Here is a 20,315-nt window from a genome sequence, read left to right on the forward strand (position 1 = left end):
CGGCGCTTCCCCGCGGTCGCGGTGCTCCCCGCGGCCCGCCGGGCCCGGGCCCCGCCGGCCGGCCGCCCGCTGCCCGGAGCCCACCCCGGGCCCTCTCCGTACCCCGGCGCCGACGCCGTCCGGTGCCGTCCTCGCGTCCGCGGGTGTTCCGGATGTTCACCGCGGCTTCGCATCCGCAGGTCTTCGCGTCGGGCGCGCAGCCCGGAACGCCGGTGTCGGCGTTGCTGCCGTGAACGGGCAGCCGAAGAGCCCCCGCCGGTCCGGGGACGTGACCGGCGAGGGCTCGTGCGGGAACGCGCGTGCGGGGGGTTCCGCGGGCCGGCTCAGGGCTGCTCGTGGCCGTCCGTCTCGTCCTCCTCCGCCTGCTTGGCCTGCACCTCCGGGTCCAGGCCGGTGGGGCCGGTGCCGTCCACGGAGGTCAGGTGGGGCGAGTCGGGCACCTCCGTCGCCTCGGGCGGCTCGACCAGCCAGTCGGGGTTGGCCTGCCTGTCCCACCACCTCCACGCGGCATAGGCGCCGCCCGCGAGGGCGGTCAGCACCGCGGCCGCCTTCAGGGCGCGGCCGGAGCGGCAGCGCCGCTGCTTGCGCCGGGCGAGCTTGCGGATGTCCTCGGCCGAGACCTGACCGCGCAGCGCGGCCAGGGCGGCGGCACCGCGCGCCGCGGCCTCGTCGGCGACCGGTGTCGCGGCGGCCACGGCCTGCTCGATCCGGGGGCGCGAGTACCGCGCGGCCTGCCGGGCCGCCTTGCGGGTGCGGACGGCGGCCTCCTGGGCCGCCTGGTCCACCTTCGGTGGTACATGCGTTCGAGCCTGCTCAAGGCGCGGGGCGAGCCGGGCGTCGTACTGCACGCGGGCCTGTTCTGCGGCCTGCGACACCACGGGCGCCAGCCGTACGCGTGCCTCCTGCGCGTAGAACGAGGCACGCTCCTTGGCCGTGTCGGCGTAGGGCGCCACCACTTCCGCGGCGTGCAGCACGCTGTCCTTCGCCGAGCCGGTCGCGGCGCGCACGCTGTCGATGCGGGTCACGGGTTCCTCCTCCTCGGTGGCGTACGGTAATTCGACTTTCCACCCTTTACCGGATCATGCCTGCCCGGGGCCGTCGCGGCATGCGAGGACGGGCATTCGGGTGCCGATCACCCCCTCCGGCGGCCTCCGCGGCACGAGGCCCCGTCGTCGACACTGCCACGGATCGCCGGCGCGCGCCCCTCGCCCCGGTGGAAGACGCGGCCGCCGGGCGACGCGCGGCCCGGGAGCGTGGAAGGATCGACGTGGCGCGGCGGACGACGACGGAAGGCGGACCGTGGCCGAACAGCTCTACGCGACCCTGAGGACCACGCTCGGCGACATCGAGGTCCGGCTCTTCCCGCTGTTCGCGCCCGTCACGGTCCGGAACTTCGTCGAGCTGGCCCGCGGTGAACGCGAGTGGACCCACCCCGGGACCGGGGTCAGGAGCCGGGACCGGCTGTACGACGGCACGGTCTTCCACTCCGTGATCGGCGGTTTCATGATCCAGGGCGGCGACCCCCTGGGCAACGGCCTCGGCGGCCCCGGCTACGGGTTCGAGGACGAGTGCCACCCCGACCTGGCCTTCGACATCCCGTACCTGCTGGCGATGGCCAACGCCGGACCGGGCACCAACGGCTCGCAGTTCTTCATCACCGTCACCCCGAGCACCTGGCTGAACGGCAAGCGCACCATCTTCGGCGAGGTCACCGCGCCGGCCGGCCGGAAGGTCGTCGACGCCATCGCGCGCGTGCCGACCGGCCGCAACGACCGGCCGCTCGTCGACGTCGTCATCGAGACGGTCACCGTCGAGACGCGCGAGACGCGCGAGGACTGAGCCCGCCCGTCCGGCCCGGTCGCCGCGCCCGTCCGCCACGTCCGTCCCGCCCGGCACGCCGGTCCCGCTCGGCACGCCGGTCCCGCTCGGCACGTCCGGCCCGTCGGCCCGTCCGTCCGCGGCTCCCGGTACGGAATTTCCGGAGGGAACCGGGCACCCCCTTCGGCCGTGGGGGCGAGCGGGGCAGGATAGTCCTGTCAGACAGTGTGGCGACGAGCAAGGGGATCCGATGGAGCAGGCCGCAGGGAGCGCGCAGGACGCCCGCAGCGGGCCCGGATGCTACCGGCACCCGGACCGTGAGACCGGCGTGCACTGCACCCGCTGTGAACGGCCGATCTGCCCGGAGTGCATGGTCAGCGCCTCGGTCGGCTTCCAGTGCCCGGACTGCGTCCGCGGCACGGCGGGCGGCGGACCCGCGCCGCGGGCGTCCCGGCCGCGGACGCTCGCCGGGGGCACCGTCACCGCCGACCCCCGGCTGCTCACCAAGATCCTGATCGGGCTCAACCTCGCGCTGTTCATCGCCATCCAGGCCGACCGCTCGCTCCTGGACGACGTGGTCCTCTACGGCGCCTGGCCGCCGAAGCCGTTCGCACCGACCTCGGGCGTGGCCGGCGGCGAGTGGTACCGCTTCGTGACGTCGATGTTCGCGCACGAGCAGTACTGGCACATCGGCTTCAACATGCTGAGCCTGTGGTGGGTCGGCGGCCCGCTGGAAGCGGCTCTCGGCCGGGCCCGCTACCTCGCCGTCTACTTCGTCTCCGGGCTGGCCGGCGGTGCGCTGACGTACCTGCTCACCTCCCCGACGACCGGTTCGCTCGGCGCCTCGGGCGCGATCTTCGGCCTCTTCGGCGCCACCGCCGTGCTGATGCGCCGGCTCAACTACGACATGCGGCCGGTCGTCGCCCTGCTGGTGATCAACCTGATCTTCACCTTCAACCCGGCCATGAGCATCGCCTGGCAGGCGCACATCGGCGGGCTCGTCGCCGGTGTCGTCACCGGCTACGCGATGGTCCACGCCCCGCGCGAGCGGCGGTCGCTGGTGCAGTACGGCACCTGTGCCGTCGTCCTCGCCCTCTCGGTGGCCCTCGTGCTGGTCAGGACCGCCCAGCTCACCTGACCGGGCCGGGGAACAGGCTGTTTCCGAACCGTTGTCCACAGCGTGTGCCCGATCTTGTGCATACGGTGCGGACACAGCTGTGCCCCCTGCCGCTGGGATGCGTTTCCGCAGGTAGGGCAGGGGGCGAACAGATGTCTGAGGGCCGGTGTACCAGTCACACCGGCGTCAACACCCGACGGGTTATCCACAGATCGTCGTTCTTTTTCCCCACTGTGGAAAACCGCTGTGGATAACTCAGTGGATAGCCCTGGGCAGAGCTGTTTCCGCCCCAGTCACTTCCACTGGGTGGAGACACCGAACCCGGCGGCGATGAAGCCGAAGCCGACCACGATGTTCCAGTTGTCCAGGCTGTCGATCGGCAGGGAGCCGTCGGTCACGTAGAAGACGACGATCCAGGCCAGGCCGATCAGGAACATGGCCAGCATGACCGGCGCGACCCAGGCCCGGTTGGTCAGCTTGATGGCCTGCGCCTGCTTCGCCTGCGGCGGCGTGTAGTCGGCCTTCTTGCGGATACGTGACTTCGGCACGAGGGTCTCTCCTGTCGATGCGCTGCGTGGCCGCGCAGGGAACTGGGTCGGGCTCGGGACAGCGGACAAAGGGGCAACACGACGACTCTGTAGGCTCCCCCGGGCGTCCGTTAGCGTAGTGCTTCCGTGGCGTCGAAGGAGATAAGGGTACGTTGAGCAATTCTGCCGACTCCCATGGGACGGGAGCAACGGGTTCCGGCCGCCGCCCGCGTCTGCGACCGGTGCGGATCCTCACGGCCGCCGTGTTCGCCCTCGCCGGGCTCATCTTCTTCACCAGCTTCGATACGGCCAAGGGCACCGACATCCGCCAGGACAGCTCCCTGCTGAAGCTGTCCGACCTGATCCAGCAGCGCAGCCGCAAGAACAAGGGGCTGGACGAGTCCAACGCGGCGCTGCGCGGCAGCGTCGAGTCGCTCGCCGAGAGCGACAACGGCCGGAGCAAGGCCGAGAACGACGAGCTCGGCGGGCTGGAGACGCGGGCCGGCACCCGGCCGCTGTCCGGGAAGGCCGTCACCGTCACGCTGAACGACGCGCCGCCCGACGCCACCGCCAAGCTCCCGGGCTATCCCGAGCCGCAGCCCGACTACCTGGTCATCCACCAGCAGGACCTCCAGGCCGTGGTGAACGCGCTGTGGCAGGGCGGCGCCCGCGGCATCAAGGTCATGGACCAGCGCCTGATCTCCACCAGCGCCGTCCGCTGCGTCGGCAACACGCTGATCCTCCAGGGCCGCGTCTACTCACCGCCGTACAAGATCACCGCGGTCGGCGACCCGGACCGGCTCAAGCAGGCGCTCGCGGAGAGCAAGGAGATCCAGACGTACATGGTCTACGTCAACGTCTACGGCCTCGGCTGGAAAGTCGCCGACGACGGGACGGTGACGCTGCCCGGCTACTCCGGCACGGTGGACCTGCACTACGCGAAGCCGGTGGGGTAGGCAGACCCGGTAGGCGTACGTACCGCGGCTCGGTTTCACGTGGAACAAAACGGACCCGCGGTGGTGCTCACGGACGGCGCGACCTGGTTCACGTACCGGATCGACCGAGGCACGGCCACTGGCTGATCATCTGGGCGCGCCCGGATTCCAGCCAGCCCGTGGAGTCAGGCGTACCGGGGGCGCCGCGCCGCTAATCTGGTGGGGTACGGCGTGGTCCGGTGCCGTAGGGACACGGAAAGGACGGCAAGCGACGGCATGTACGGCTGGATCTGGCGGCATCTGCCGGGTAACGCGTGGGTGAGGGCGTTCGTCTCGCTGGTACTGGTCCTGGCCGTGGTCTACGTCCTCTTCCAGTACGTCTTCCCGTGGGCCGAGCCGCTGCTGCCCTTCAACGATGTGACGGTGGACAACCAGTGAGCGCACGGATTCTCGTCGTCGACAACTACGACAGCTTCGTCTTCAACCTCGTCCAGTACCTGTACCAGCTGGGTGCCGAGTGCGAGGTGCTGCGCAACGACGAGGTGTCGACGGCGCACGCCCAGGACGGCTTCGACGGCGTGCTCCTCTCGCCCGGTCCGGGAACGCCGCAGCAGGCCGGGGTGTGCGTGGACATGGTCCGGCACTGCGCCGCGACCGGGGTGCCCGTCTTCGGGGTGTGCCTCGGCATGCAGTCGATGCAGGTGGCGTACGGCGGTGTGGTCGACCGGGCGCCCGAGCTGCTGCACGGCAAGACCTCGCCGGTGGAGCACGAGGGCAAGGGCGTCTTCGCGGGCCTGCCCTCGCCCTTCACGGCGACCCGCTACCACTCCCTGGCCGCCGAGCCGGCCACGGTACCGGCCGAGCTGGAGGTGACCGCCCGCACCCACGACGGCATCGTCATGGGCCTGCGGCACCGGGAACTCCCGGTCGAGGGAGTGCAGTTCCACCCCGAGTCGGTGCTGACGGAACACGGGCACCGGATGCTGGCCAACTGGCTGGTGGAGTGCGGTGACCACGGTGCCGTGGCGAGGTCGGCGGGGCTTGCCCCGGTGGTGGGCAGGGCCACGGCGTGACCGCCCTGCGCCCCGAGCGCGAGGACTTGCACGGCGGCCAGAGACCGTACGAGTCCTCCGGCGGTGCGCGGTCGTACGGGGGACGCCGGCAGGACCCGCCGACGGCACCGATGCCCCGGGTGACGGGCGAGGACCTGACGGCACCGCTGCCCCGGGTGACCGGGGAGGACCTGACCGCGCCCCTGCCCAAGGTGACCGGGGAGGGCCGCACGGCGCCACTGCCCCGGGTGACGGGGGGAGACCGGACGGCTCCGCTGCCCCGGCTGGACCGGGAGGGGCGGCCCGTGCGGCCGGCGCAGGCCTCCGCGGCGCCGCGGCCGGCGCAGACCTCCGCGGCGCCGCGGCCGGCGCCGCCACCCCCCGGCGACGACGAGACGATGGCCCTGCGCGTCACGCGGCCGGGACACCCGGGGCCGCGGGACGGCGCCACACGCGCCGCTGCGGCCGCGGCCGGAACACCCGCGCCCGCCGCCGCGCCGGGCGGCCGTGCGGCCCGCAGAAAGGCCGCCAAGCACCGCGGTGGGGCCCGGCGCACCGGCGGCGCCCGGCAGACGGTGCCCGCGCCCGCGCCGCGGGACCCGCGGCGCCCCCTGAGCCGGGTGGAGGCCCGGCGGCAGGCCCGGCTGCGCAAGCCGGGCCCGGCGACCGTCGCGAGCCGGGCGATCGGCGAGGTGTTCATCACCACCGGCGTGCTGATGCTGCTGTTCGTCACCTACCAGCTCTGGTGGACCAACGTCCGCGCGCACGCGCAGGCCGGCAGCGAGACCCACCAGCTCCAGGACGACTGGGCGAGCGGCAGGCGGAACCCGGGTGTCTTCGAGCCGGGGCAGGGCTTCGCCATCCTGCACATCCCGAAGCTGGACGTGGTGGCGCCCATCGCGGAGGGCGTCAGCAACAAGAAGGTGCTTGACAAGGGGATGGTCGGGCACTACGGCGAGGCGCCGCTGAAGACGGCGATGCCCCAGGACAGGACCGGCAACTTCGGCCTCGCGGCCCACCGCAACACGCACGGCGAGCCGTTCCGGTACATCAACCGGCTCGTGGCCGGCGACCCGGTCGTCGTCGAGACGCAGGACACCTACTTCGTGTACAAGGTGACCTCCACGCTTCCCGTGACCCCGCCGTCCAATACGGGCGTGCTGGATCCCGTCCCCCCGGGCTCCGGTCTCACCGGGCCCGGCCGCTACATCACGCTCACCACCTGTACGCCCGAGTTCACCAGCAAGTACCGGCTGATCGTCTGGGGCAAGATGGTCCAGGAACGGCCGCGCAGCGAGGGCAAACCGGACGCGCTCATCGAGTAGGGCTCACCGAGTAAGGGCAGAGGAACTGTGGCAGCGACCGCCGGCGACACCGAAGAGACCACGGGCGCGTCCCGACCGGACCCGGCGGCGCCCCGCCGGCGCCCCGGACGTATCGCGCTGGCGGTCAGCTTCCTCGGGGAACTCCTCATCACCGCGGGTGTGCTGCTCGGCCTCTTCGTCGTCTACTCGCTGTGGTGGACCAACGTGATAGCGGACCGCAAGGCGGACCGGCAGGCGGACAAGGTGCGCGACCACTGGGCGCGGCAGCGGGACTCCTCCGGTCCCGGCGCGCTCGACACCAAGGACGGCATCGGTTTCCTGCACGTGCCGGCGATGGGGAACGGCGAGGTGCTGGTCGAGAAGGGCACGGGCACGGACGTCCTCGACGACGGCGTGGCCGGCTACTACACCGACCCGGTCAAGGCCACGCTGCCCATGACCGGCAGGACCGGCAACTTCAGCGTCGCCGCCCACCGGGACGGCCACGGCGCGAAGTTCCACGACATCGACAAGCTGGAGAAGGGCGACCCGATCGTCTTCGAGACCCGGGACGACTGGTACGTGTACAAGGTCTACTCGGTGCTCCCCGAGACGTCGAAGTACAACGTCGAGGTGCTGTCGCCGGTGCCCGAGGAGTCCGGCAGGGCGAAGGCCGGCCACTACATCACCCTGACGACCTGCACGCCCGTCTACACCTCCCGCTACCGGTACGTGGTGTGGGGCGAACTGGTCCGGGTGGAGAAGGTCGACGGCAAGCGGACGCCGCCCCGGGAACTGCGCGGCTGACACCGCGCCACGCGCGGTCCCCCTCCCGGTCCGCAACGGCGCGGGCCCCGGCCGGAAGTCTCCGGCCGGGGCCCGCGGACGCGGTGCGGTGGGGCGTCAGCCGCCCAGGCCGCCGATGATGTTCGGCCCGCCGTTGTCGTTGTTGCCGTTCCCGTTCCCGTTCCCGTTGCCGTGGTTGCCGCCGCCGAAGTCGAGCGTGGTCAGCGTGATCGTCGTGCCGGCCGGGTCGGCCCCGGTGTTCGCCGCCGGGTCCTGCTTGGTGACGAACGCGTTGTCGTCCTGGGAGCTGTCCGGCGCGAACTGGATGTTGTTGAAGCCGGCCTTCTGGAGGATGTCCCTGGCGTCCTTCACCCGCTGGCCGACGACGTTCGGCACCGGCGTCTGCTGCTGCTGGGCCTTACCGACGTTGATCACCACAGTGGTGTTCTTGACGACTTCCTGGCCCGCCGGCGGGTTGGTGTTCTGCACCTTGCCGTCCTGGGCGGGGTCGGTGACCGGGGTCTCGGTGCAGCTCGCGCTGGGCGCCAGGCCCTGGGCCTGGATCGCGGCCTTCGCCTCGTCACAGGACTTGCCGGTGACGTCGGGGACGGCGACCTTCTCCTCGGGCTTGGCGACCGTGAGGGTGATCGTCGTGCCCTTCTCCTCGCTGGTGCCGCCCTGCGGGTCCTGGCCGGTGACCACGCCGGGCGTGCGGTCCGACACCTCGGTCTTCTGCTCGACCGCGAAGCCCTTGTCCTTGAGCTGGGCCTCCGCCTGCTCGAACTGGGCACCGAGGACGTCCGGCACCTCGACCTTCGGCGCGCCGGAGGACACCACCAGGGTGACCGTGTCGCCCTTCTCGACCTCCGTGCCCGCCTCGGGGTCCTGGGTGCAGACGCTGCCCTTGGGCTGGTCGTCGCACTCCTTGTGGGCGGGCGGGGCCAGCTTCAGCTCGGAGTTCTCCACCATCTTCTGCGCCTCGGCGAGGGTGTGCCCGACGAAGTTCGGCGCTTTGAACGACGTGTTGTCCTGCTTGCTGCCGAAGAACGACTTGCCGATCAGGATCGCACCGACCAGCAGCAGCAGTCCCGCGACCACCAGGAGGATCGTGGAGGTGTGGGACTTCTTCTTCTGCTGGCGGCGGCGGTCCGGGCGGTCGTCGTAGCCGTAGCCGCCGTCGTCGGGGCTCATCGGCGGGAGCATGGTGGTCGCGCCCGCGCCCGCGTCCGACCGCAGGGCGGTGGTCGCCTGCTCGTCGGGGTAGCCGCCGTAGCCCACCGCGCTCAGCGCGGCCGTGGCCGCGACCGGCTGGCCGTCCAGGCACGCCTCGATGTCGGCGCGCATCTCGTCCGCCGACTGGTAGCGGTAGTTCGGGTCCTTGACCAGCGCCTTGAGGACGATGGCGTCCATCTCGGGCGTGATCTCCGGATCGAAGACCGACGGGGCCTGGGGCTCCTCCCGCACGTGCTGGTAGGCCACGGCCACCGGGGAGTCGCCCACGAAGGGGGGCCGCACCGTCAGCAGTTCGTAGAGGAGGCAGCCGGTCGAGTAGAGGTCGGACCGCGCGTCGACCTGCTCGCCCTTGGCCTGCTCCGGCGAGAGGTACTGGGCCGTGCCGATGACCGCCGCGGTCTGGGTCATCGTCATGCCGGCGTCGCCCATCGCACGGGCGATGCCGAAGTCCATCACCTTGACCTGGCCGTTGCGCGTCAGCATGACGTTGGCCGGCTTGATGTCACGGTGGACGATGCCGCTGCGGTGCGCGTACTCCAGGCCCTGGAGGATGCCGATGGTCATCTCCATCGAACGCTCGGGCAGCAGCTTGCGGCCGGAGTGCAGCAGCTCGCGGAGCGTGGACCCGTCGACGTACTCCATCACGATGTACGGGATGGAGACCCCGTCGATGTAGTCCTCGCCCGTGTCGTAGACCGCGACGATCGCGGGATGGTTGAGCGAGGCGGCCGACTGGGCCTCCCGGCGGAACCGGGCCTGGAAGGACGGATCACGCGCGAGGTCCGCGCGCAGCGTCTTCACCGCCACGGTGCGGCCGAGCCGTGTGTCATGCGCGAGGTAGACCTCCGCCATGCCACCGCGGCCGAGCACCTGGCCCAGCTCGTACCGGCCGCCGAGGCGACGCGGCTCTTCCATAGCTACCTACCAGCCCTCTCCGTCGGTCTCGGCCGCGCACCCGTGTGCGCGGCCGGAGGCTGCCGTCCGGGCCTACCGTACCCGGCTCCTCATGCGTGACCTGGCCAAGTCCGTAACCCGATACAGGACCGGTTTCGCAACGTGCAACGATGTGAAGGGGATGTGAGCGGCTTCACTCCCGGTGGTCGGTGCCGGTCACCTCCTGGAGTCGATGACCGCCTCCATGACGTTCTTCGCGATCGGCGCGGCCAGGCCGCCACCGGAGATGTCGTCGCGGTTGGCCTGGTCGTCCTCGATCACCACGGCCACGGCGACGGGCGAACTGCCGTCGGGGAGCTTGGCGTAGGAGATGAACCAGGCGTAGGGGTTCTCGCTGTTCTCGACACCGTGCTGCGCGGTACCGGTCTTGCCGCCGACCTTCGCGCCGCTGATCTTCGCGTTGGTACCGGTGCCCTTCTCGACCACCGTCTCCATCATGGACTGCAGGATCTGGGCGTTCTCCGCGGACAGCGGCCGGCTCAGCTCCTCCGGGTCGGTCTTGGCGACCGGGTCCAGGTTCGAGGACTGCAGGGTGTCCACCATGTACGGCTTCATCAGCTTGCCGTCGTTGGCGACCGCGGAGGCGACCATGGCCATCTGGAGCGGGGTGGCGGCGGTGTTGTACTGGCCGATGGAGGACAGCGCGGTCTGCGACTGGTTCATGTCGTCGGAGAACACCGAGGCGTTGGCGCGGGTCGGGGTGAACTGCTCGGCGCCGAAGCCGAACTTCTTCGCCTCGGCGAGCATCTTGTCGTTGCCGAGGTCGGCGCCGATCTTGCCGAAGACCGTGTTGCACGAGTACTGCAGCGCGACCCGCATGGTCGCGTCCTTGCAGGGGAGGGCGCCCTCGTTCTTCAGTTCGGTCGTGGTGCCCGGCATGGTCCACGGCAGCGGCGTCTGCGTCGGCTGGTCGGCCGAGGTGTACTTGCCGTTCTCCAGCGCCGCAGCGGCGGTGACCACCTTGAAGGTGGAGCCGGGAGGGTAGGTCTCGCGCAGCGCCCGGTTCAGCATCGGGTCGCGGGGGTCGTACTTCTTCTGGAGCTTCTTCCAGGCCGCCGCGTCGTCGTCGCCGTTCCCCGCGAACGAGGAGGGGTCGTACGACGGGTAGGAGGCCAGCGCCAGGATCTTGCCCGTGGAGGGCTCCAGGGCGACCACGGCACCCTTGCCGCCCTGCTTCTTCAGGCCGTCGAACGCGGCCTTCTGGGCGGCGCCGTTGAGCGTGGTGACGACGTTGCCGCCCTGCTGCTCCTTGCCGGTGATCATGTCGAGGGTCTTGCGGAAGAACAGCCGGTCGTCGTCACCGGTGAGGATGCCGTCCTCCAGGGACTCCAGCTGGGTGGCGCCGAAGGCCTGCGAGGCGTACCCGGTGACCGGCGCCCACATGGGCCCGTTCTTGTAGGTCCGCTTGTACTTGAGGTCGTTCAGGCCGGCCTTGCCGTTCTCCGCGGACCCGGTGATCGGGTTGCCGTCGACGATGATGTCGCCGCGCGGAGTGGCGTAGCGGGCGATGGTGACGCGGCGGTTGCTCGTGTCGCTCTTGAGGGCGTCGGCCTTCACGTACTGGAGCCAGTTGTCCCGGATCAGCAGGGTCAGCATGAGGAGACCGCAGAAGATCGCGATCCGGCGCAGGGGCTTGTTCATGACGGGCGGACCACCTGGGTCATCTCGACGTCGGGGTTGCCGGCGGGGGCGGGCGCCGGGCGCCGGGCGGTGTCGCTGATGCGGATCAGGATGCCGATCAGGGCCCAGTTGGCCAGCACGGAGGAACCGCCGGAGGCGAGGAACGGCATGGTCATACCGGTCAGCGGGATGAGGCCCATGACGCCGCCGGCCACCACGAAGACCTGGAGGGCGAAGGCGCCGGACAGGCCGACGGCGAGCAGCTTGCCGAACGGGTCGCGGGCCGCGAGGGCCGTGCGCAGGCCGCGCTCCACGATCAGGCCGTAGATCAGCAGGATCGCCATGACGCCGGCCAGGCCCAGCTCCTCGCCGAACGTCGCGAGCACGAAGTCGGAGTTGGCGGCGAACTTGATCAGGTCCGAGTGGCCCTGGCCCCAGCCCGTGCCGAGGGTGCCGCCGGATCCGAACGCCCACAGGGACTGCTGCAGCTGGTCGGAGTGGAGGATGCCGTCGTGGGTGATCTTGCGGCTCAGCTCGTACTCGCCCATCGGGTTGAGCCAGGCCTGCACCCGGGTCTGGATGTGCGGCTCGAAGCTCGCCACGCCGACCGCGCCGACCGCGGACATCAGCAGGCCGAAGACGATCCAGCTGGTCCGCTCGGTGGCCACGTACAGCATGACCACGAACATGCCGAAGAACAGCAGCGAGGTGCCGAGGTCGGTCTCGAAGACCAGGATGAGGATCGAGATCGCCCAGACGACCAGGATCGGGCCGAGGTCGCGGCCGCGCGGCAGGTAGAGGCCCATGAAGCGGCGGCTGGCGAGGGCCAGGGCGTCGCGCTTCACCATCAGGTAGCCGGCGAAGAAGACCGCGAGCACGATCTTCGCGAACTCACCGGGCTGGAGGGAGCCGAGGCCGGGGATCCGGATCCAGATCTTCGCGCCGTAGATGTTGGCACCGAGGCCCGGCACCAGCGGCAGGATGAGCAGCACCAGGGCGGTGAACATCGAGATGTACGTGTACCGCTGGAGGACCCGGTGGTCCTTGAGGAAGAACAGCACGGCGGTGAACACGGCGATGGCCAGCGCGGTGTACAGCAGCTGGCGTGGCGCGGAGGGGGAGAAACCCCGCAGCGACTGGAGCAGCTTGGACTGGTCCAGCCGCCAGATCACGACCAGTCCGAGCCCGTTGAGCAGGGTGGCCAGCGGCAGCAGCAGCGGGTCGGCGTACGGCGCGAACTTCCGTACGGCGAGGTGCGCCACGCCGGCCAGCAGGAGCAGGGCCAGTCCGTAGGTCAGCAGACCGGACGGCACCTGGTCGTCGAGGGCGAGGCCCACGTTGGCGTAGGCGAACACCGGGATGGCCACGGCGAAGACCAGCAGGGCCAGCTCGGTGTTGCGGCGGCTCGGCGCGCCGATGGCACCGATCGTGGACGTGTGGTGCGTCGGTGAGTTCGTAGTACTGCTCATCGTGTGACAGGGCCTCTCACGGCTTGCCTACTGCTTACCGCACAGCGAGACGACCTTCTGCTCATCCTCCGAGAGGGTGGGGCCGGGGCTGGGGGTCGCGGACGGGGTCGTGGACGGCGACTTCGAGGGGGACGTCGGGGACGTCTTCGAGGCCGGCGGGTTCAGGGTCGAGTGCGGCGTCGGGGAGGCCGTGGCGAAGACGGCGGTGTGCGCGAGGGCGGCGGTGTGCGTGACGGCGGCGGTGTGCGTGACGGCACCCGTACCGTCGGCGGTGCCGGTGCCGGTGCCGGTGCCGGTGGTCCTGCGCTGGCCGTTCTTGGCGTTGCGCCGGGCCTCGTCGGCGGCCTTGCGCTCGGCCTGCTTCTGGCAGGCGGACGCCTGCACGGCCAGTTCCCGGACCTTCGTCCGGGCCGAGTCCAGGCCGCCCTCCGCGATCGTGGCCTTCACCTGCTTCTGCTGGTACGGAGGCAGGTACTTGAGTTCGATCTCGGGGTGGTCCGTCTCCACCTTCGACAGCGAGACCCAGGCCAGGTCCTGGCTGATCCCGCGGTAAAGCGCGACGTGCTCGTCCTTGATGCCGACGTAGTACTGCGTCTGCGTCCAGCGGTAGCCGCCGTACAGACCGCCGCCGACGACGGCGAGGGCGAGGACGCCGTAGAGCGAGGTCTTCAGCCATCTGCGCCGCTTGCGCGGCTTGGTGAAGTCGCCGTCGGCGTACTCGTCGAAGCCGCCGGCCGGGGCGTACCCCGGGCTGTCGCCGGAGCCGAGCGGGCCGAACTCGCCGCCGCCGTGTCCCTGGCCCTGGCGGCCCAGGTGGGAGGCGCGGCCGGCCGGGGTCTGCATGATGCCGTTGTCGTGCGGGTGGAGCTGCTGGTTCTCGGCGACCGCGCCGACCACGACCGGCTGGTCGGAGAACTGCCCGCCGTGGGCGTCCCCGGTGTCCAGGTCGAGCACGTCGGCGATGATCACGGTGATGTTGTCGGGGCCGCCGCCGCGCAGCGCGAGCTGGATCAGCTCCTGCACGGTCTCCTGCGGGCCCTGGTAGCTCGCGAGGGTCTCCTCCATCGTCTGGTGGGAGACGACGCCGGACAGGCCGTCCGAGCAGATCAGGTAGCGGTCGCCGGCCCGGACCTCGCGGATCGACAGGTCGGGTTCGACGTGGTCGCCGCTGCCGAGGGCGCGCATCAGCAGGGAGCGCTGCGGGTGGGTGGTGGCTTCCTCTTCGGTGATCCGGCCCTCGTCGACGAGCCGCTGCACCCAGGTGTGGTCCTGGGTGATCTGGGTGAGCACGCCGTCGCGGAGCAGGTACGCGCGCGAGTCGCCGACGTGCACGAGCCCGAGCCGCTGCCCGGTCCACAGCAGTGCGGTGAGGGTCGTGCCCATGCCTTCGAGCTGGGGGTCCTCCTCGACCATGGCGCGCAGCTGGTCGTTGGCGCGCTGCACGGCCACACCGAGGGAGGTGAGGATGTCGGAGCCGGGCACGTCGTCGTCGAGCGTGACCAGGTTGGAGATCACCTCGGAGGAGGCGACCTCGCCGGCCGCCTGGCCGCCCATGCCGTCGGCGATGGCGAGCAGCCGCGGACCGGCGTAACCGGAGTCCTCGTTGCCCTCCCGGATCATGCCCTTGTGCGATCCGGCGGCAAAGCGCAGTGACAGACTCATGCCCACCTCGCCCGTCGGCTCCGGGTACAGCCGGTCGTGTCGAGCCACACTGCCCACCCTCCGGTCGGGAGCGCGCCGGTGACCGGGTGGCGGCCTGCCGCTGCGTGCTCGCTCCGCTCACGCTCACTCATGACGTAGCACTACTTCCGCAGCTCGATGACGGTTTTGCCGATGCGGATCGGCGCGCCCAGCGGGATCGGGGTGGCGGTCGTCAGCCGGGACCGGTCCAGGTAGGTGCCGTTGGTGGAGCCGAGGTCCTCGACGATCCACTGGCCGTCGCGGTCCGGGTAGATCCTGGCATGGCGGCTGGAGGCGTAGTCGTCGTCCAGCACGATCGTGGAGTCGTGCGCCCGGCCCAGGCTGATCGTCTGGCCCTGGAGCGACACGGTGGTGCCGGTCAATGTGCCTTCGGTCACGACGAGCTTGGTGGGGGCGTTGCGGCCGCGCCGGCCGCCGCCCTGCTGGCCGCGCTGCGGGGGCGGAGCGGCCTGCTGCTGCCTGGCCTGCTGCCGGCCCGACTGCTGGGGCCGGGACGCTTCCCTACGCGATCCGCGCTGGGTGACGCGCGTACCGAACAGGTCGCTCCGGATGACCTGCACGGCCACGATCACGAACAGCCACAGTACGGCCAGGAAACCCAGCCGCATGACCGTGAGGGTCAGCTCTGACATTGCCCCCGCTTCACCCTTCGGCTTGCCTATAGATAACGGTGGTGCTGCCCACGACGATCCGCGAGCCGTCGCGGAGCGTAGCGCGGGTGGTGTGCTGCCCGTCCACCACGATGCCGTTGGTGGAGCCGAGATCCTGGATCGTCGAGGGCGTTCCGGTCCGGATCTCGCAGTGCCGGCGGGACACGCCGGGGTCGTCGATCCGCACGTCGGCGTCGGTGCTGCGGCCCAGTACGAGCGTCGCGCGGGAGATCTGGTGGCGGGTGCCGTTGATCTCGATCCAGTAGCGGGTGCGCGCGCCGCTCATCGGGGGCGCGGCCGGCCGCTGGGTGGCGGGCTGCGGGTAGCCGTAGCCGCCGGGGCGGGCGCCGGGCGGCGGGGCGGACGGCATCGGGGGCGCGCCGGCGGGGGCGGCCGGCGGGTAGCCGTAGCCGCCGGGGGCGCTCTGGCCGGGGCGGCCGGCCGCCGGTGCGCCGGGGGGCTGCGGTGCCTCCTGCTGGTTGCTGGAGGAGGCGAGGGTGCGCGAGCGCACCCGGTACAGACCCGTGTCCAGGTCGTCCGCCTTCTCCAGGTTGACCTTGATCGGTCCCATGAAGGTGTAGCGCTGCTGCTTCGCGTAGTCCCGCACCATGCCGGCCAGCTCGTCGCCGAGCTGCCCGGAGTAGGGGCTGAGCCGCTCGAAGTCGGGCGCGCTCAGCTCCACGATGAAGTCGTTGGGAACGACGGTGCGGTCCCGGTTCCAGATGGTGGCGTTGTTGTCGCACTCCCGCTGGAGCGCTCCGGCGATCTCCACGGGCTGGACCTCGGACTTGAAAACCTTGGCGAAGGTGCCGTTCACCAGACCTTCGAGACGCTGCTCGAACTTCTTCAGGACTCCCATGGGGCACCTCCTCCGTCCCTGCCGTCGTCTTGCCTGCTGTGTTCCGCTTGCCGTGCCGGGTACTACCGGTACTGCTCACTGATCGTATCTACGCGCCCGCCAATCAGCCGGTTCCCCCAGCGGCTCCCCTTCGAACTCCTGGCGCGTGTCCTGCTGCCATGGATCGTAGAGGCGGGTGGAGACCAGTGTCCCGCACCCGGCTGCGGACCGGCCCGCCTCATGGAGAGATGGCCCGGACCGGTACGAGGTTGATACGTGAGGCGAGTCTCCTCGATACGCGCGGTGCGGGCGGGGCGGCACGGGCCGGCCGTGGTGGTGGCGCGGCGGTGCCGCGGCGGTGGCCCCAGGGCGCGGGCGGGCGGAGCGGGCGGCCGGGCAGCGATGTGAGTCCACCCCGTACGACGTGCTAATGTTCTCGATGTCGGAAGGGGCCAGCCCGAAAGGGCCGGAAGCGGAAGACACACCCAATGCGCGGGTGGCGGAATAGGCAGACGCGCTGGATTCAGGTTCCAGTGCCCGAAAGGGCGTGGGGGTTCAACTCCCCCCTCGCGCACAGTGAGGTTGAGGGCCCATCGTGAAAACGATGGGCCCTCAGTCGTATGCGCGCGGGACTGCGGTGCGAGGCTCCCGTGTGAGGAAGCTCTCAGGCCCCAGGGGGGTGTGCGCTGACGGTCCCTCCACCACATCGTGGTTCCCGGGCTGTTGACCCCGGGCGGGCGGAGATCGCGTGCGGGGACGGCGGGCCGTCCGGCGCGCACCCGCCCATGGCGCCCGTCACATGACCGGAATCACAGGGCAGGTTCGTCTCCCGGGGCGGGTGGCCGCCGGGGCGTGTGGGCCGGGTCACCGCGATTCCGCGGTCCGCCAACCCGGCTCCGGGTCCGGCCGCTTCGGGACCGCCGGCCGGCACCCGCGGCCGACGCGGGACGCTTCCGGGCACCGGCCCGGCGGAGTTGTCCACAGGGCCTGACGCGTTTCGGCCACCGGTTGTACGGTCTCCCCGAGTTGATGTTCGCACCGGCGCCCGTCCGAGGGCGCGCGGGCGGTACGGGGGGAGGCGGTCCCGGTGACCGGAACCGGTGTGGGGGCGGCGGACGCGGCGGACCGGGGCACGCGCAGGCTGCCCCGGGTGCGGGGATTCGCGGAGTGGCCGCGGCGGGACTCGCGGGGCTCGTCGAAGCGGGAGGGCAAGGCGCTGCGGACGAGCGTGCCCCGCTCCGCCCACGCCGCCCTCGATCACGACGCCGCGCGTCCCGACGCGGTGAGCGCGGTGACCGAGTCCAACGCCGGCCGCATCCCCGAGCTGACCCCGCTGCGGGTGGGCCGGATGGCGGCGAGCCCGTTCGCCTTCCTGCGCGGCTCGGCCGGACTCATGGCCTACGACCTCGCGCGCACCCCCACGACCGGGATAGGCACCCAGATATGCGGGGACGCGCACGCGGCCAACTTCGGGCTGTACGGCGACGCCCGCGGCGACCTCGTCATCGACCTCAACGACTTCGACGAGACCGTGCACGGCCCCTGGGAGTGGGACCTGAAGCGGCTCGCGGCGTCGCTGGTCCTGGCCGGCCGGGAGGCGGGCGCCGACGAGGACACCTGCCGTGCGGCGGCCCGTGACGCGGCGGGCGCCTACCGCCGCACCATGCGGCTGCTGGCGAAGCTGCCCGTGCTCGACGCCTGGAACGCCATCGCGGACGAGGAGCTGGTCTCCCACACCGACGCCCACGACCTGCTCGGCACCTTGCAGCGGGTCTCGGAGAAGGCCCGGTCCAACACCAGCGGCCGGTTCGCGGCGAAGTCGACCGAGGCGACCGAGGACGGCGGGCGCCGCTTCGTGCCCGCGCCGCCGGTGCTGCGCCCCGTCCCGGACACCGAGGCCGCGGCGGTCGTCGCGTCCCTGGAGTCCTACGCCGCCACGCTCGGCGAGGACCTCCACCCGCTGCTGGCCCGCCACGCGGTGCACGACGTGGCGTTCCGGGTGGTCGGCACCGGCAGCGTCGGCACCCGCTCCTACGTCGTCCTGCTGCTCGACCACCGCGGGGAGCCCCTGGTCCTCCAGGTGAAGGAGGCGCGCCCGTCCGCGCTCATCCCGCACCTGGCCACGGCGGGCTTCCCGACCGAGCCGGTCGCCCACGAGGGCCGCCGGGTGGTCCTCGGTCAGCGCCGGATGCAGGTCGTGAGCGACATCCTGCTCGGCTGGACCACCGTCCAGGGGCGCCCGTACCAGGTGCGCCAGTTCCGCAACCGCAAGGGCAGCGTCGACCCGGCCGCCCTGGCCCCGGACCAGCTCGACGACTACGGCCGCATGACCGGCGCCCTGCTGGCCCGCGCCCACTGCCACAGCGTCGACCCGCGGCTGATCGCCGGGTACTGCGGCAAGAACGAGGAGCTGGACGAGGCGATCGCCGGGTTCGCCGTCGCCTACGCCGACCGCACCGAAGCGGACCACACCGACCTCCTCACCGGCATCCGCACGGGCCGCCTGAGCGCCGAAACGGAAGCCTGACCCCCGGCCCCCGCACAGCGGACGCCCCGTATCCGTACGGCGGCGTCTCGGTGAGCGGGCCCGTGTCCGTACGGTGGCGTCTCGGTGAGCGGGCCGGGCAGCGCCGCCAGGGGCGCGGGGGACTGCGCGACCGGCCACGACGAACCCGCACCGGGCACAAGCTCGCGTGCCCCGGCTGGGCGGTGTCAGGGGCGCGGGGAACTGCGCGACCGGCCACGACGAACCCGCACCCGGCAGAAGACCCGCACCCCCCGGCAAGGGGCACCGCATCGGCACGGAGGAACACCCACTCCTCACCGCACCGGACGCACTCACTCCGGCCCAGGCCGAGCGCAGCGCTACGCTGGGCGGGTGACGACCCCCGAAGCCGACCGGTCCCAGCCGCCGCGACCCGAGGAACGGCTGGAACGGGCCGTACGGGCCGCCGAGCAAGCGCTGATCGAGTACGAGATCGCCGTGGAGACGTTCCGCGTCGAGGTCGAGAACTTCTCCCGCCTGCACGAGCAGCGGCTCGGCCCGCTCTACGTCCGGATCGAGGAACTCGACGCGGAGATCGCCGAGACCAAGGCGGCCCGGTCCGGCGACCCCGAGGACATCCGCCGGGCCGCCGAGGCCCGTGCCCGGGTGATGCCGATGCCGGGCGTGGAGGAGCTGCTGCACGGCTGGATGGACGGTGACGGCCTGTTCCCGGAGGCCACCGCCATGCTCACCGATCAGGCGGTCCGGCCTCCGCAGCGGGTGCGGCCCAGCGAGGAGGCGCGCAAGCTCTACCGCGACCTCGCCCGCAAGGCCCACCCGGACCTCGTGCAGGAGGAGGCGGAGCGCAAGCGGCGCGAGGAGTTCCTCAGCCGGGTCAACGCCGCCTACGCCCGCGGTGACGAGGCCCTTCTCACGGAGCTGGCCGCCGAGTGGGCCGCCGGTCCGGTACCGCCCGAGCGCCTGCCGAGCCCCGCCGAGGAGCTGTACGCCCGCCTCGAATGGCTCGCCCAGCGCAAGGAACTGATCGCCCTGGTCGCCCGCGAGCTGGAGGAGGGCGCGATCGCCGGCCTGCTCCAGCTCGCGCCGGACGACCCCGACGGCCTGCTCGACGAGATCGCCGCCCGGCTGCGTTCCGACATCGCCCAGCGGGAGACGGAGCTGGCGGGCCTGCGCGGGGAGTCCTGAACCGGCTGCCGGAGCGGGGTGGGACGCCCGCCGCGTCGGGTAGCGTCGGTGTCATGAATTTCGGAGCTGGTGTGCCCACGGTCCAGGTCACGGATGTCGAGGAAGGCCACTTCCTGCTGGACGTCCGCGAGGACGACGAGTGGCAGGCGGGCCACGCCGAGGGAGCGCTGCACATTCCCATCAGCGAGTTCGTGGCCCGTTACGGCGAGCTGACCGAGGCCGCCCCGCAGGACGGCCGGGTGCACGTGATCTGCCGCTCGGGCGCCCGCTCGGCCCAGGTCACCATGTACCTGGTCCAGCAGGGCATCGACGCGGTGAACGTCGACGGCGGCATGCAGCACTGGCAGCAGACCGGCCGCCCGGTCGTCACCGACGAGGGCAAGCCCGGCTTCGTCCTCTAGCGGGTCCCCGCCGGCCGGACCGGCGTCAGCCGAGGGCACGGGCGGCCGGCAGGCCGCCCTCCCGCTCCGCGTACGCCGCCGCCGGGCCGAGCGCCGGTTCCAGGCGCCTGGCCCGGGCGTGGGCCCGGTGCAGCGGGTGGTCGGTGTCCGCGCCGGACCCGCCGTGCGGGTGCCGCGCCGTCCGCACCATCCCCCTCGCCACCGCCGCGGCGGTCTCCC

Annotated in this window: 19 protein-coding genes and 1 tRNA gene; 11 read left to right on the plus strand and 9 right to left on the minus strand. The window is 71.7% G+C overall.

The features are described from left to right. Positions 1-323: 323 nt before the first annotated feature. Positions 324-1,025 (minus strand): DUF5324 family protein, encoded by a 702-nt coding sequence (locus ACZ4K2_RS16400; RefSeq protein ID WP_467468419.1) that lies wholly within the window; start codon positions 1,023-1,025, stop codon positions 324-326. Between the two features lie 274 nt (positions 1,026-1,299). On the opposite strand from ACZ4K2_RS16400, the gene ACZ4K2_RS16405 reads away from it, so the two are divergent. Further along, positions 1,300-1,839: a peptidylprolyl isomerase gene (locus tag ACZ4K2_RS16405; protein WP_467468417.1), complete on the plus strand. Its 540-nt coding sequence runs from the start codon at positions 1,300-1,302 to the stop codon at positions 1,837-1,839. Positions 1,840-2,068: 229 nt separating this feature from the next. Beyond that, positions 2,069-2,956: a rhomboid family intramembrane serine protease gene (locus tag ACZ4K2_RS16410; protein WP_467468415.1), complete on the plus strand. Its 888-nt coding sequence runs from the start codon at positions 2,069-2,071 to the stop codon at positions 2,954-2,956. Between the two features lie 272 nt (positions 2,957-3,228). Here ACZ4K2_RS16410 and crgA read toward each other — a convergent pair whose 3' ends face one another. Next, positions 3,229-3,483 (minus strand): cell division protein CrgA, encoded by a 255-nt coding sequence (gene crgA, locus ACZ4K2_RS16415; protein ID WP_467468413.1) that lies wholly within the window; start codon positions 3,481-3,483, stop codon positions 3,229-3,231. Between the two features lie 152 nt (positions 3,484-3,635). Here crgA and ACZ4K2_RS16420 point away from each other — a divergent pair, with 152 nt between their 5' ends. From ACZ4K2_RS16420 to ACZ4K2_RS16440, 5 genes are all read left to right on the plus strand, one after another. Further along, positions 3,636-4,418 carry a DUF881 domain-containing protein gene (locus tag ACZ4K2_RS16420; RefSeq protein ID WP_467468411.1) on the plus strand — a complete coding sequence of 261 codons (783 nt, stop codon included), beginning with the start codon at positions 3,636-3,638 and terminating at the stop codon, positions 4,416-4,418. Between the two features lie 255 nt (positions 4,419-4,673). Beyond that, a complete protein-coding gene (locus ACZ4K2_RS16425) occupies positions 4,674-4,835 on the plus strand; it encodes a hypothetical protein (RefSeq protein ID WP_121787865.1) in 162 nt (53 codons plus the stop codon). Beyond that, on the plus strand, positions 4,832-5,470 hold the full coding sequence (locus ACZ4K2_RS16430; protein WP_467468408.1) for an aminodeoxychorismate/anthranilate synthase component II: 639 nt from the start codon (positions 4,832-4,834) through the stop codon (positions 5,468-5,470). Before ACZ4K2_RS16425 ends, ACZ4K2_RS16430 begins: the two co-directional genes overlap by 4 nt. Then, the gene (locus tag ACZ4K2_RS16435) at positions 5,467-6,774 is read left to right on the plus strand and encodes a class E sortase (RefSeq protein WP_467468407.1); all 1,308 of its coding nucleotides are present in this window, start codon (positions 5,467-5,469) and stop codon (positions 6,772-6,774) included. Before ACZ4K2_RS16430 ends, ACZ4K2_RS16435 begins: the two co-directional genes overlap by 4 nt. A 27-nt stretch (positions 6,775-6,801) precedes the next feature. Beyond that, on the plus strand, positions 6,802-7,560 hold the full coding sequence (locus ACZ4K2_RS16440; protein WP_467468405.1) for a class E sortase: 759 nt from the start codon (positions 6,802-6,804) through the stop codon (positions 7,558-7,560). A 96-nt stretch (positions 7,561-7,656) separates the two neighbouring features. On the opposite strand, the gene pknB is transcribed toward ACZ4K2_RS16440, so the two are convergent. The 6 genes from pknB to ACZ4K2_RS16470 form a co-directional block, all read right to left on the minus strand. Continuing rightward, the gene (gene pknB / locus ACZ4K2_RS16445; RefSeq protein ID WP_467468403.1) at positions 7,657-9,687 is read right to left on the minus strand and encodes a Stk1 family PASTA domain-containing Ser/Thr kinase; all 2,031 of its coding nucleotides are present in this window, start codon (positions 9,685-9,687) and stop codon (positions 7,657-7,659) included. A 195-nt stretch (positions 9,688-9,882) separates the two neighbouring features. Then, positions 9,883-11,367 (minus strand): peptidoglycan D,D-transpeptidase FtsI family protein, encoded by a 1,485-nt coding sequence (locus tag ACZ4K2_RS16450; RefSeq protein ID WP_467468401.1) that lies wholly within the window; start codon positions 11,365-11,367, stop codon positions 9,883-9,885. After that, complete coding sequence (locus ACZ4K2_RS16455; RefSeq protein ID WP_467468399.1) at positions 11,364-12,815, minus strand: FtsW/RodA/SpoVE family cell cycle protein; 1,452 nt, start codon at positions 12,813-12,815, stop codon at positions 11,364-11,366. The genes ACZ4K2_RS16450 and ACZ4K2_RS16455 overlap by 4 nt, the downstream gene beginning before the upstream one ends. Positions 12,816-12,842: 27 nt before the next feature. Further along, a complete protein-coding gene (locus ACZ4K2_RS16460) occupies positions 12,843-14,477 on the minus strand; it encodes a Stp1/IreP family PP2C-type Ser/Thr phosphatase (protein ID WP_467468822.1) in 1,635 nt (544 codons plus the stop codon). Positions 14,478-14,617: 140 nt separating this feature from the next. Further along, the gene (locus ACZ4K2_RS16465; RefSeq protein ID WP_467468397.1) at positions 14,618-15,148 is read right to left on the minus strand and encodes an FHA domain-containing protein FhaB/FipA; all 531 of its coding nucleotides are present in this window, start codon (positions 15,146-15,148) and stop codon (positions 14,618-14,620) included. A gap of 10 nt (positions 15,149-15,158) precedes the next feature. Continuing rightward, positions 15,159-16,025: an FhaA domain-containing protein gene (locus ACZ4K2_RS16470; RefSeq protein WP_467468395.1), complete on the minus strand. Its 867-nt coding sequence runs from the start codon at positions 16,023-16,025 to the stop codon at positions 15,159-15,161. A 469-nt stretch (positions 16,026-16,494) separates the two neighbouring features. Here ACZ4K2_RS16470 and ACZ4K2_RS16475 point away from each other — a divergent pair. From ACZ4K2_RS16475 to ACZ4K2_RS16490, 4 genes are all read left to right on the plus strand, one after another. After that, positions 16,495-16,578, plus strand: a tRNA-Leu gene (locus ACZ4K2_RS16475). 513 nt (positions 16,579-17,091) lie between these two features. Continuing rightward, positions 17,092-18,531, plus strand: a complete 1,440-nt coding sequence (locus tag ACZ4K2_RS16480) for a DUF2252 domain-containing protein (RefSeq protein ID WP_467468393.1) — start codon at positions 17,092-17,094, stop codon at positions 18,529-18,531. 351 nt (positions 18,532-18,882) lie between these two features. Then, positions 18,883-19,695 (plus strand): hypothetical protein, encoded by an 813-nt coding sequence (locus ACZ4K2_RS16485; RefSeq protein WP_467468391.1) that lies wholly within the window; start codon positions 18,883-18,885, stop codon positions 19,693-19,695. 71 nt (positions 19,696-19,766) lie between these two features. Beyond that, positions 19,767-20,096, plus strand: a complete 330-nt coding sequence (locus tag ACZ4K2_RS16490; RefSeq protein WP_467468820.1) for a rhodanese-like domain-containing protein — start codon at positions 19,767-19,769, stop codon at positions 20,094-20,096. Between the two features lie 25 nt (positions 20,097-20,121). Here ACZ4K2_RS16490 and ACZ4K2_RS16495 read toward each other — a convergent pair whose 3' ends face one another. Beyond that, positions 20,122-20,286 (minus strand): hypothetical protein, encoded by a 165-nt coding sequence (locus tag ACZ4K2_RS16495; protein ID WP_467468389.1) that lies wholly within the window; start codon positions 20,284-20,286, stop codon positions 20,122-20,124. Positions 20,287-20,315: the final 29 nt, after the last annotated feature.

Source organism: Streptomyces sp. NPDC025833 (assembly GCF_055558055.1).

Bases quoted from the DNA above. Each gene is read 5' to 3' on its own strand.
- ACZ4K2_RS16410 (WP_467468415.1), top strand. From the start codon at position 2,069: ATGGAGCAGGCCGCAGGGAGCGCGCAGGACGCCCGCAGCGGGCCCGGA.
- ACZ4K2_RS16425 (WP_121787865.1), top strand. From the start codon at position 4,674: ATGTACGGCTGGATCTGGCGGCATCTGCCGGGTAACGCGTGGGTGAGG.
- pknB (WP_467468403.1), bottom strand. From the start codon at position 9,687: ATGGAAGAGCCGCGTCGCCTCGGCGGCCGGTACGAGCTGGGCCAGGTG.
- ACZ4K2_RS16450 (WP_467468401.1), bottom strand. From the start codon at position 11,367: ATGAACAAGCCCCTGCGCCGGATCGCGATCTTCTGCGGTCTCCTCATG.
- ACZ4K2_RS16455 (WP_467468399.1), bottom strand. From the start codon at position 12,815: ATGAGCAGTACTACGAACTCACCGACGCACCACACGTCCACGATCGGT.
- ACZ4K2_RS16460 (WP_467468822.1), bottom strand. From the start codon at position 14,477: ATGAGTCTGTCACTGCGCTTTGCCGCCGGATCGCACAAGGGCATGATC.
- ACZ4K2_RS16465 (WP_467468397.1), bottom strand. From the start codon at position 15,148: ATGTCAGAGCTGACCCTCACGGTCATGCGGCTGGGTTTCCTGGCCGTA.
- ACZ4K2_RS16470 (WP_467468395.1), bottom strand. From the start codon at position 16,025: ATGGGAGTCCTGAAGAAGTTCGAGCAGCGTCTCGAAGGTCTGGTGAAC.
- ACZ4K2_RS16495 (WP_467468389.1), bottom strand. From the start codon at position 20,286: ATGGTGCGGACGGCGCGGCACCCGCACGGCGGGTCCGGCGCGGACACC.